Source organism: Streptomyces sp. ISL-66 (genome assembly GCF_018614135.1).
Taxonomy (GTDB): Bacteria; Actinomycetota; Actinomycetes; order Streptomycetales; family Streptomycetaceae; genus Streptomyces.
This window is the reverse complement of the sequence record NZ_JAGGOW010000045.1, coordinates 1-11,056: the sequence shown is the minus strand read 5'-3', so window position 1 is coordinate 11,056 and position 11,056 is coordinate 1. Positions and strand designations below refer to the sequence as shown.

General features: G+C 70.4%; 13 protein-coding genes. 5 read left to right on the top strand and 8 right to left on the bottom strand.

All coding sequences use genetic code 11. From position 1 onward, the window contains the following. Positions 1-579: uridine kinase (locus tag J7E97_RS10225; protein ID WP_251054201.1), on the bottom strand; the 579-nt coding region annotated here is incomplete at its 3' end. A gap of 85 nt (positions 580-664) precedes the next feature. Then, a complete protein-coding gene (locus J7E97_RS10220) occupies positions 665-1,855 on the bottom strand; it encodes an RNA-guided endonuclease TnpB family protein (protein ID WP_215024676.1) in 1,191 nt (396 codons plus the stop codon). Positions 1,856-2,064: 209 nt separating this feature from the next. On the opposite strand from J7E97_RS10220, the gene J7E97_RS10215 reads away from it, so the two are divergent. Further along, a complete protein-coding gene (locus J7E97_RS10215) occupies positions 2,065-2,427 on the top strand; it encodes a hypothetical protein (protein ID WP_215024674.1) in 363 nt (120 codons plus the stop codon). Positions 2,428-2,541: 114 nt separating this feature from the next. Here J7E97_RS10215 and J7E97_RS10210 read toward each other — a convergent pair whose 3' ends face one another. Genes J7E97_RS10210 through deoC form a run of 3 tightly spaced genes read right to left on the bottom strand, consistent with a single transcriptional unit; the run spans position 2,542 to position 5,841 of the window. Continuing rightward, entirely contained in the window at positions 2,542-3,444 is a 903-nt protein-coding gene (locus J7E97_RS10210; RefSeq protein WP_215024672.1) for an aldehyde dehydrogenase family protein, read from the bottom strand. Continuing rightward, the gene (locus J7E97_RS10205; protein WP_215024670.1) at positions 3,437-4,873 is read right to left on the bottom strand and encodes an aldehyde dehydrogenase family protein; all 1,437 of its coding nucleotides are present in this window, start codon (positions 4,871-4,873) and stop codon (positions 3,437-3,439) included. The genes J7E97_RS10210 and J7E97_RS10205 overlap by 8 nt, the downstream gene beginning before the upstream one ends. Positions 4,874-4,878: 5 nt before the next feature. Continuing rightward, complete coding sequence (gene deoC / locus J7E97_RS10200) at positions 4,879-5,841, bottom strand: deoxyribose-phosphate aldolase (RefSeq protein ID WP_215024685.1); 963 nt, start codon at positions 5,839-5,841, stop codon at positions 4,879-4,881. Positions 5,842-6,003: 162 nt separating this feature from the next. On the opposite strand from deoC, the gene J7E97_RS10195 reads away from it, so the two are divergent. Genes J7E97_RS10195 through J7E97_RS10185 form a run of 3 tightly spaced genes read left to right on the top strand, consistent with a single transcriptional unit; the run spans position 6,004 to position 7,665 of the window. Beyond that, positions 6,004-6,654, top strand: a complete 651-nt coding sequence (locus J7E97_RS10195; RefSeq protein ID WP_215024668.1) for a PH domain-containing protein — start codon at positions 6,004-6,006, stop codon at positions 6,652-6,654. A gap of 50 nt (positions 6,655-6,704) precedes the next feature. Then, a complete protein-coding gene (locus tag J7E97_RS10190) occupies positions 6,705-7,412 on the top strand; it encodes a VanZ family protein (protein WP_374224127.1) in 708 nt (235 codons plus the stop codon). A gap of 43 nt (positions 7,413-7,455) precedes the next feature. Next, positions 7,456-7,665, top strand: coding sequence for a PspC domain-containing protein (locus J7E97_RS10185; RefSeq protein WP_215024666.1), 210 nt, complete (start codon positions 7,456-7,458; stop codon positions 7,663-7,665). A gap of 18 nt (positions 7,666-7,683) precedes the next feature. Here the strand turns inward: J7E97_RS10185 and J7E97_RS10180 are convergent, their stop codons facing one another. The 3 genes from J7E97_RS10180 to J7E97_RS10170 form a co-directional block, all read right to left on the bottom strand. Beyond that, positions 7,684-8,478, bottom strand: coding sequence for a hypothetical protein (locus J7E97_RS10180; RefSeq protein WP_251054200.1), 795 nt, complete (start codon positions 8,476-8,478; stop codon positions 7,684-7,686). 166 nt (positions 8,479-8,644) lie between these two features. Further along, positions 8,645-8,905 (bottom strand): hypothetical protein, encoded by a 261-nt coding sequence (locus J7E97_RS10175; protein ID WP_215024662.1) that lies wholly within the window; start codon positions 8,903-8,905, stop codon positions 8,645-8,647. Positions 8,906-9,044: 139 nt separating this feature from the next. Next, positions 9,045-10,193: an adenosine deaminase gene (locus J7E97_RS10170; RefSeq protein WP_215024660.1), complete on the bottom strand. Its 1,149-nt coding sequence runs from the start codon at positions 10,191-10,193 to the stop codon at positions 9,045-9,047. 114 nt (positions 10,194-10,307) lie between these two features. Between J7E97_RS10170 and J7E97_RS10165 the strand changes: the two genes are divergently transcribed. Continuing rightward, complete coding sequence (locus J7E97_RS10165; protein WP_215024659.1) at positions 10,308-11,027, top strand: alpha/beta hydrolase; 720 nt, start codon at positions 10,308-10,310, stop codon at positions 11,025-11,027. The last annotated feature ends 29 nt before the right edge of the window (positions 11,028-11,056 follow it).

The following is an 11,056-nucleotide window of genomic DNA, read 5'->3' as shown; positions in this document are numbered from 1 at the left end:
GGCGGCGGCCAGGCGGCCCAGGGCCTCGTCGCGGCCGCAGGCGTACGCGCCGAGCGCGGTGTGGCGGGCCACGATGCCCCGCTCGGCGCGCATCAGCCGCCATCCCCTGCGCAGCAGGAACGGCACGGACTTGCGGCCCTCGCGCAGATCACGGGCCAGGCGGCGGCGGAAGGTGGTGCTCGGCCGCCCGCGCAGGCAGATGGCGTCCGCCAGCAGGCCCAGTTCCCGGCACCTCCTCACGACGTCCGCCGCGAAGATCCCCTCGGCGATGAACAGCGGCGTCCGGGAGAGGTCCAGCGCCTCCGTCCCGGTCCGCGAGGAGGTGGCGATGTCGTAGACGGGGACCTCGGCGCGGCCCGCCGCGCACAGCTCCGCGATCGCGGCCACGGCCGCCTCCGCGTCCCAGGACAGCGGAGAGTCCCAGTCGATGTCGGCACTGCCGTCGACCAGCGGGAGGGTGGGGTCGTCACCCTCCTTGTAGAAGTCGTCCAGGCGCAGCACGGGCAGCCCGGAACGGGCCGCCAGCGAGGACTTCCCGGAACCCGATGGTCCGGTCAGCAGGACGACACGCGTCGGCAAAGGAGAGGAGCAGCTCACGGAACACAAGTTTGACGCCTCCCCCTCCCAAAGACAAAAGAGGGGGATTCCTAGCTCACGCAGCCTGTCAGCCCGGCGGACGGTCAGGTCTTCCACGATCAGCGCCAGCCGGGTTGAGACCTGCCCGGACAAGCATCACGTGTGCGGAGTTCTTGTCTCTGGGAGAGGCGGCTCCACACGCGGTGCAAGTGTAGGTGCGTTCTGACAGCGGCAGTGCGTGCTTGGCTCTCGTTCCGCATCGTCCGCAGTCCATGGTGGTATACGACGGGTGCACCAGATACAGAGTGCGCTGGTGCTTGCGCGCCATGTTGATCAGCTCGTGCTTGGTAGCGGAGATCGCCGCATCGGCCGCCTTGCGGGCCATAGTCGACTTGGCGAGGAACTTCGGCCGGAAGTCTTCCACCGCGAGGGCGTCGTGGTCGCGGAGGACCTGCTTGGCCCATTTGCGGCCGGTGTCCTGGCGCTGTCGGACCACCTTCTTGTACAGCTTTGCCGTCAGCTTCTTCGCCGCCCGATAGCCCCTCGAACCTGGCTTGCCCTTCGCCGGTTTCCGGCGCACCATCATCCGCTGATAGTGGGCGAGCTTGGCGGCGGCCTTCTTGCCGTGCTCGGGGGATGGCAGGTCGTGGGCGTCGCTGGTGGTGGTCGCGGTCTCCTTCACACCCCAGTCGATGCCGATCGCCGCACCCGTCTCCGGGAGTGGCTGCACTTCGGCGGGGACGACGAAGGATGCATACCAGTGGCCAAGGCTGTCGCGGTAGATCCGCACCGACGACGGGTCCGCCGGAAGGCCACGGGACCACACCACGCTCAAGCTGATGCCGCCCGCCAGGCACAGCCGGCCGTCCTTGATCCGGAATCCGCGTCGTGTGTAGTTGAGGCTTGGGTCGGCCTTGGCCTTCTTCTTGTACTTGGGCATTCCTGCCCGCTGCCGCATCGGCAACCGGGCCTGGATGTCCTTCAGTGCCTTGGCGCGGGACTTCCCGAAGTCCCGTACCAGCTGTTGCTGCGGAACACTGCTGCCATCACCTAACCAGGGGTTGTGGTTGCGAGCCTCCGTCAGCATCTTGTCCAGCCGAGCCGGACCGCACTTGTCATCCTCGGCGCGGGCCTTCTTCGACCGAGCGGTGCATTCGTTCCAGACCCACCGGCACCGGTCCCACTCACCCAATAGCTTGGCGAGCGCTGTAGACGACACGCGAAGCCGGTAGGTAAACCGGGCGTACCCGGGATCCTCGGCTTCGACCGGTTCCGTCATGACGCAAACGTAGCGTCGTGCATTCGTCTTCCTATGACCGATTCCCAAGGATTTCCTCGAACGAGTGACGCCCCAAGTCGCGATAGTCGGTGAGTCATTACCCCTCGCAGGGGATCCGCCCGGAGGCCCGTTGGTATCCAGGATCACACCTCCACTACGCTGCGTACGCACGCGACTACCACTCCGTACGAGCCCACAGGCGGGAATCCATGGCACGTCACGCAGCCCCCCAAGCCCCCCGGACCAAGGCGCTGCGCGCCGCGGGCCTGACCCTCTCGATGGCCGGCGCGGCGCTCGCGATGGCCGCCGGCGGCGCCCAGGCGGGCGAGCTCTCGGTCCCGGCGGCGCTGGCCGGGGTGGGCGATCCGATCGCGAACCTCAAGGTGAATCCGCTGGCCAACACCGGTGTGGACCCGCTGGACAACGGGGTGGCCACCAAGGTCGCGGACTTCCCGTCGGTCGGCACGAGCATGCTGACGGGCAGCCTGACGCGCGGCTCGTCGATCGGCGAACTGCCCACCGCGGCGGCGGCCTCGCTGCTCGGCCCGCTGCTGCCGGGCGCCGTCAAGTAGCGCCCGTACGGCCCGCGCGGGCGGCCCCGCGGGGCATGAAGAGGCCCCGGCAGCGCGGGGGACGCTGCCGGGGCCGGTCTTCGCGGGGGTGGCTCTCGCGGGGGACCCGAAGGTCTAGTACGAGGAGCCGCCCGCGCCCAGCGACCCGGTCGGGTGCCAGACGGTCTTGGTCTCCAGGAACGCCGTCATGCGCGACGTGCCCGGGTCCGCGCTCCAGTCGTCCACAGGCTGTGGACGCAGGACGCGCTTGAGGTTGTCCGCCGCCGCGATCTCCAGCTCCTTGGCGAGGGCGACATCGGCGCCCGCCAGGTCGATCGCGTTGACGTCCTGGTGCGAGGCCAGGTGCGGGCCGATCTCGGAGGCCTTGCCGGACAGGATGTTGACCACTCCGCCGGGCAGGTCCGAGGTGGCCAGCACCTCGCCGAGGGAGAGCGCCGGGAGCGGCGCCCGCTCGGAGGCGATGACGACGACCGTGTTGCCGGTGGCGATCACCGGGGCGATCACGGAGACCAGGCCCAGGAAGGACGAGTCCTGTGGGGCGACGACCGTGACGACACCGGTCGGCTCGGGGGTGGAGAGGTTGAAGAACGGGCCCGCGACCGGGTTGGCGCCGCCCACGATCTGGCCGATCTTGTCGGTCCAGCCCGCGTACCAGACCCAGCGGTCGATGGCCGCGTCCACGACCGCCGCGGCCTTGGACTTCGACAGTCCCTCGGCCTCGCCGACCTCGCGGACGAACTGGTCCCGGCGGCCCTCGAGCATCTCGGCGACGCGGTAGAGGATCTGGCCCCGGTTGTACGCGGTCGCACCCGACCAGCCGCCGAACGCCTTGCGGGCGGCGACGACCGCGTCACGGCCGTCCTTGCGGGAGGACAGCGGGGCGTTGGCCAGCCACTTGCCCTTCGTGTCCGTCACCTCGTACACCCGGCCGCTCTCGGAGCGGGGGAACTTGCCCCCGACGTACAGCTTGTAGGTCTTGAAGACGCTCAGACGCGTCGACGACGACGAATCAGACATCGAGGTAGCCCTCCAGGCCGTGGCGGCCGCCCTCGCGGCCGAAGCCCGACTCCTTGTAGCCGCCGAAGGGCGAGGTCGGGTCGAACTTGTTGAACGTGTTGGCCCAGACGACACCGGCGCGGAGCTTGTTCGCGACCGCGAGGATGCGCGAGCCCTTCTCCGTCCAGATGCCCGCGGACAGGCCGTACTGGCTGTTGTTGGCCTTGGCGACGGCCTCGTCGGGCGTACGGAAGCTCAGCACGGACAGGACCGGGCCGAAGATCTCGTCGCGGGCGACGGTGTGCGCCTGGGAGACGTTCGTGAAGAGCGTCGGGGCGAACCAGTAGCCGGAGGACGGCAGCTCGCACGGCGCGGACCAGCGCTCGGCGCCCTCGGCCTCGCCGGTCTGCGCGAGCGCGGTGATCCGGGCGAGCTGGGCGGCGGAGTTGATCGCACCGATGTCGGTGTTCTTGTCGAGCGGGTCGCCGAGGCGCAGCGTGGCCAGGCGGCGCTTGAGCGAGTCGATCAGCTCGTCCTGGATCGACTCCTGGACCAGGAGGCGCGAGCCCGCGCAGCAGACCTGGCCCTGGTTGAAGAAGATGCCGCTGACGATGCCCTCGACGGCCTGGTCGATGGGGGCGTCGTCGAAGACGATGTTGGCGCCCTTGCCGCCCAGCTCCAGGGTGACCTTCTTGTCCGTGCCGGCGACCTGGCGCGCGATGGCCTTGCCGACGGCGGTGGAGCCGGTGAAGGCGACCTTGTTGACGTCCGGGTGCTCGACGAGGGCCGCGCCCGCGTCCCCGTACCCGGTGAGGATGTTGACGACGCCCTTGGGCAGGCCCGCCTGGCGGCAGATGTCCGCGAAGAACAACGCGGAGAGCGGGGTCGTCTCGGCCGGCTTCAGCACGACGGTGTTGCCGGTGGCGAGCGCCGGAGCGATCTTCCACGCGAGCATCATCAGCGGGAAGTTCCACGGAATGACCTGGCCGGCCACGCCGAGGGGGCGCGGGTTCGCGCCGTAGCCGGCGTGGTCGAGCTTGTCGGCCCAGCCCGCGTAGTAGAAGAAGTGCGCGGCGACCAGCGGGAGGTCCGCGTCGCGGGTCTCGCGGATCGGCTTGCCGTTGTCGAGGGTCTCCAGGACGGCCAGCTCGCGGCTGCGCTCCTGGATGATCCGGGCGATCCGGAAGAGGTACTTGGCGCGCTCGGAGCCGGGCAGCGCGGACCACTTCACGAAGGCCCTGCGGGCGGCCTGCACGGCGCGGTCCACGTCGGCGGCGCCGGCCTGCGCGATCTCGGCGAGGACCTCTTCGGAGGCCGGGGAAATGGTCTTGAAGACCTTGCCGTCCGCCGCGTCGGTGAACTCGCCGTCGATGAAGAGCCCGTAGGAGGGCGCGATGTCGACGACGGACCGCGACTCGGGGGCGGGCGCGTACTCGAATACAGATGCCATGGTGATCAGTCCACCGTCACGTAGTCGGGACCGGAGTAACGGCCGGTGCTCAGCTTCTGGCGCTGCATCAGCAGGTCGTTGAGCAAGCTGGAGGCGCCGAAGCGGAACCAGTGGTTGCTCAGCCAGTCCTCGCCCGCGGTCTCGTTGACCAGGACCAGGAACTTGATCGCGTCCTTGGTGGTCCGGATGCCGCCGGCCGGCTTCACGCCGATCTGGATTCCAGTCTGCGCCTTGAAGTCGCGGACGGCCTCGAGCATGAGGAGGGTGTTCGCGGGGGTGGCGTTGACGCCGACCTTGCCGGTGGACGTCTTGATGAAGTCGGCGCCGGCCATCATGCCGATCCACGAGGCCCGGCGGATGTTGTCGTACGTGGACAGCTCGCCGGTCTCGAAGATCACCTTGAGGCGGGCCGCGCTGCCGTCGGGGCGGACGCAAGCTTCCTTGACCGAGCGGATCAGCTCGTAGGTGTCGAGGTAGCGGCCGGCGAGGAAGGCGCCACGGTCGATGACCATGTCGATCTCGTCGGCGCCGGCGGCCACGGCGTCGGCCGTGTCGGCGAGCTTGACGGGCAGGGCCGCGCGGCCGGCCGGGAAGGCCGTCGCCACGGAGGCGACCTTGACGTCGGCGCCGTTCAGGGCGGCCTTCGCGGTGGCCACCATGTCGGGATACACGCAGACGGCGGCCGTCGTGGGCGTGGTGCGGTCGGTCGGATCGGGGTGCACGGCCTTGGCGGAGAGCGCCCGGACCTTGCCCGGGGTATCCGCGCCTTCCAGCGTCGTCAGGTCGATCATCGAGATGGCCAGGTCGATGGCGTACGCCTTGGCCGTCGTCTTGATCGAGCGGGTGCCGAGGGAGGCCGCGCGGGCCTCCAGGCCGACAGCGTCGACGCCGGGCAGCCCGTGCAGGAAGCGGCGCAGCGCACTGTCGGACGTCGTCACGTCAGCGAATGCGGTGAGGGTGGTGGGCATGGTCACCAGATGAGCATATCTACGCGCGTAGCGACCTGTCACCCCCCTCACCCGATTCCAGCGGATCCGCTACGGAATCGACACCTCCGCCGCGCTGGCCGTCGCGGCGGTTCCCGTACGCCGATCTCGTGGGCTGAGACGGCGTGAGGCAGAATCGGGCGCATGAGCAGCGAGCAGCCCACTGATGAACCGGTGTACGACGACCGGGTCTACCGCTCACCCATGGCGACCGTCTCCGGCGTGCTGATGCTCGCGCTGCTCGGCTGGCTGTGCGGGGACGCCGTGGTGCGGGGCAGCGGGAACGCCCCCTGGCTGGCCCTGGCCGTCGCACTGTTCCTCGCGCCGCTCATCGTCGCCTTCACCATCCGCCCGGCCGTCTTCGCCAATGCCGACCGGTTGCGCGTCAGGAACCCGTTCCGGGTCATCGAACTGCCCTGGGCCGCGGTGGACACCGTGCGCGCCCGGTTCTCCGCCGAGGTGCTGGCCGAGGGGGCGAAGTACCAGCTGTGGTCCGTCCCCGTCTCCCTGCGGGAGCGCAAGAAGGCGAACCGGGTCCAGAACCGCCCGAACGGACGGCTCGGCGGCCTGATGGGCCGCGGCACGGCGGCGCCCGTCGAGGGGCGGCCCCAGAACGCCGAGACCCCGCAGCGGGCCGCCGCGGACCAGACCGTGGAGGAGCTGCGCGAACTGCGGGAGCGCGGGGCCTCGCGACCCGGCGCCCAGGGCCCCGTGAAGGTCACCTGGTCCTACGAGATCATCGCGCCGGCCCTGACCGGCGCGCTCATCCTGATCGTGCTGCTCGCCACGGGCTGACCGGCGCTCGTCCCGGAACCGCGGGCACCGGACGCTGCGTCTCCACTGGCGTGCACCGTCTCAAGGGCAGCGACAACGCAGCCATTCACCTGCGGATCCGGTTCCTCTCCGGAGTCCTGCTGGCCGCGCATCTCCTCCTCGTCGGCTGGCTGATGCTGCGACCACTGCACGTTCCGTGGGCGGCGGCGGCCAATCTGACCCCGCTGGAGGGGATCAGGGCGGACCTCGCCTACGGGCCCCTGGAGGCGGCCCGCCGGATCGGCGGCGGCCTGGCCCTGCTGGCGCCGCTCGGGGTGCTGCTGCCGATGGCGTGCGGGCGGGTGGAGCTGTCCCCGCTGGCCGCGTGGTCCTCGCTGACCCGGACCGCGGCCGCGGGCGCGCTCGTCTCGGTGGGCGTCGAGATGCTTCAGAGCGCGGTCCCGGGGCAAGTGGTCGACGTGGATTCGGTGCTGTTGAACACCCTCGGCGTGGTCGTGGCGCACGCGGCCGTCGTGCCGCTGGTGCGGGCCCGGCTGCGGCGTTCCCTGACGGTCTCCCCGGCAGGATCCCGGGCGGGCTTGCGGGCGGGCGCTCTCATCGCCCGGAGCGGTTCTCGGCCCGGCTCCCGGAGTCGTGCTCAGAACCGTCGAGAAGGCCGTCCTCAGGACCGTTCTCAGGGCCGCCCTCAGAGCCTTTATCAGGGGGTGACCCCGAGAATTACCAGGGTCGGGCTCGGCCCCTGGACCGACGTTCTGTCCGCGATTCACCGGGAGTATTGAGGCATCGCGGGAAAACTTCCCGCTAACCGACCGAGGAGAGATCATGAGCGCCCTTGCCCGCCCCCGTGACGGACGATGGATCGGCGGAGTCTGTGCCGCTCTGGCCCGCCGATTCGGAATGTCCGCGAACACGATGCGTCTGATCTTCGTGGTCTCGTGCCTGCTCCCCGGCCCGCAGTTCCTCGTCTACCTGGCACTGTGGGTGCTCCTGCCGAACGACAAGACGAGCGCCGCCGGCACCGCCGGCTGGTAGTCCCGGCCGGCGGTGCGTTCAGCGGGCCGCCCGAACCTTCTGGATCTGCTTGTCGGTGACCTCGTGCGGGACCTCGGGAGCCTTCGGGCCGCCCGTCACGTTGAGGGCCATGAGGCGGACGACGGTGTCGCCCTGACGTACGACGACGATGTGCACCTGCGCCGTGACGCCTTCGGCGGACGCGGTCGTGGTCCAGCTGACGCTTTCGTCCCCGCCCGCCTTGTAGTCGGCCGCCTTCACGTCACGGTAGCTGCCGGTCTGCTTCTCGATGGTGGCGGAGAAGCCCGTACCGCAGGCGGCGACGGCGTCCTTGAGACGGGCGATCAGCGCCTTGGCGTCGGACGCGGCGTAGGAGCTGACGGAGGCGGAGACGGCGAGGCCCATCTGCTTCTGCGAGCCGACGCCCCGGTTGACCGTCTCGCGGGCGGCCGGGTCGGGCTTGTCGCCCATGATGTCGGCGAGCGGCTGGCAGGCCTTGCGGTCGGCCCGGGGCTGACCGTCGGGGGCGTTGGGGTTCTTGCCGTCCGCGGAGATCTGGTAGCCGGCCAGGTCGCCCTGTTCCAGGGCGGAGCGCTCCAGCCTGCTGCCGGACCGCTTGGGCGCGCCCGTGCCCGAGGGGCCCGCCGAGCCGGATGCGCCCGCGGACGCCTCGGATCCCGCGGCGCCCGGCGACGCGGCTCGGCCGGGTGCGCTCGCGGAGCCCTTCGGGTCCGGGGACTTGCCGTCGGCGGAGGTGTGCGTACCGCTGCCGCAGCCCACCGCGGCGAGGAGCAGGGTGGGGAGCAGCGCGGCCGTGGCCGCTCGTGCCTTCATGCGCATGATCGAAACCTCATACCCAGGGAGTCGGCGGGCAGTTGGCGGTGATCCTGGCACATGCCGCGACGCGGCACACACCTGCTCGAAGAGGTGTGCACCGCGTGGGCGTGCGTACGAATCGCGTACGGATGGCGTACGGATCCGTCGGCGGATCCGGAACGGATCAGGCGCCGAGACCGCTGGTCGGCAGACCGCCGAGCAGACCGGTCACCGTGCCGAGCGCGGCGGCCGGGTCGGTCGCCTCGGGTGCCTGCCGGCCGTCCTCGGCGCTCACGTGCTGCTGGCTGGTGAGGCCCTGGACGGTGCCCAGCGCGTCGCCGAGACCGATGGCGGGGACGGAGGCCGAGGCGGTCCCGGCGGCGACGGCGGCGAAGGCGGCGCCGAGAGCGGCGACACCGAGGGTCTTGGCAGCTGACTGCTTCATGAAGGATCGTCCTTGCGACGGGGAAATGAGCGGCTCCGCAAGCTAGTCACGTCAAACCCCCGGCCGCAAACATCATTAAATACGAGAAAGCGCCCGGGAATTGCCCCTCCCGGGCGCTTTCAGTCCGTCACGCCATGGCCTACGCCGAGACGGAACCGCTGGTGGAAGCGGTCTGGCGGAACAGCCACTCCGACTTCAGTTCCGCGTAACCGGGCTTGATCACGTCGTTGATCATGGCCAGCCGTTCATCGAAAGGAATGAACGCGGACTTCATCGCATTGACCGTGAACCACTGCATGTCCTCGAGCGAGTAGCCGAAGGTGTCGACGAGGTGCTCGAATTCACGGCTCATGCTGGTGCCGCTCATCAGCCGGTTGTCGGTGTTGACCGTCAGCCTGAAGTGCAGCTTCCGCAGCAGGCCGATCGGGTGCTCCGCATAGGAGAGCGCCGCGCCCGTCTGCAGGTTCGAGGTCGGGCACATCTCCAGGGGGATGCGCTTGTCCCGGACGTACGAGGCCAGGCGGCCCAGCGTCACGGAACCGTCCTCGGCGACCTCGATGTCATCGATGATCTTCACGCCGTGCCCGAGCCGGTCGGCGCCGCACCACTGCAGGGCCTGCCAGATCGACGGCAGGCCGAAGGCCTCGCCCGCGTGGATGGTGAAGTGGTTGTTCTCGCGCTTGAGGTACTCGAAGGCGTCGAGGTGGCGGGTGGGAGGGAACCCGGCCTCGGCGCCGGCGATGTCGAAGCCGACGACGCCCTTGTCGCGGTACCGGTTGGCCAGCTCCGCGATCTCCAGCGCGCGGGCCGCGTGCCGCATCGCCGTGAGCAGCGCGCCGACGCGGATGCGGTTGCCGTTGGTCCGCGCACGGCGCTCGCCCTCGCGGAAGCCCTCGTTGACCGCCTCGACGACCTCTTCGAGGGTCAGGCCGGCCTCGAGGTGCTGCTCGGGCGCGTAGCGGATCTCGGCGTACACGACGCCGTCCTCGGCCAGGTCCTGGGCACACTCGGAAGCCACCCGGAAGAGGGCCTCCTTCGTCTGCATGACGGCGCAGGTGTGCGCGAACGTCTCCAGGTAGCGCGGGAGGGAGCCGGAGTCGGCGGCTTCCCGGAACCAGATGCCGAGCTTGTCGGCCTCGGTCTCGGGAAGGTTCTCGTAACCGACCTTGTGCGCCAGCTCGATGATGGTCCCGGGGCGCAGTCCACCGTCGAGGTGGTCGTGCAGGAGCACCTTCGGGGAGCGGCGGATCTGATCCGGTGTGGGCAGGTTGGGGGTCTCGCTCGTCATCTGGGCACTCTAGCTCCTACGCGCGTAGAGCGGTGAGACGGTGCCCGCAGGCGATATGTAACAGTGACCGCGCGGACGGGTGGCGTACACCTCGGCGTCTGAGACTGTTTCGCCATGGCACAGCATGCGCCGACGGCGCGCGGAGCCCGCTTGGGGCGGGCGGCCGGCGCGACCGGCTCGGTCTCCACGGTCAGTGGTGTGGTCCTCCTGCTCCCCGGAGCGTCCAGATTGTCCCCCGGTCCGGTACGTCCGCTCGCGCGGGCCCTGGCCCGCGCGGGTGCGGCCGACGGGCTGGTCGCCCACCAGGTCATCCACGGCGGGGGCACCCGGGAGGCGGACGCCGAATGGGCGGCGGACGAGGTGGTCCGCCGGTACGGGGACGTGCCGGTCTGCCTGGCCGGCTACGACGCGGGAGGCACGGCGGCGCTCGCGGCGGCCGGCCACGAGGCCGTCAACTCCGTGCTCGCGCTGGCCCCTTCGCTGACGTACGCGGACGCGCTCGACTTCCCTGAACCGGTGAAACAGCTCTCGGGTCGCCGGGTGCTGATCGTGCACGGCACCAACGACGCGCGCAGCGACCCGGAGTTGTCCTTCCGGCTGGCGACCCGGGCGAAGAAGGCCAACCGCACGACGTGCCGCTTCGAGGTGCACTCCGACGGCCACGGGCTGCGCGAGCACCAGGCCGAAGTCGTGGCGCTGTCGGTGGACTTCGTCCTGGGTTCGGTGTTCTCCGGCTCCTACTCGCGGCCGGTCACCGACGCCCTGGCGGCTCCCCCGCCGCTGGGCCTGCGGATGCCGCTGGCCTCGGGCTACGGCCGCCCGCGGCGCGGCTAGCGCGGCGCCGCCCGGCGGCATCCGCGGCC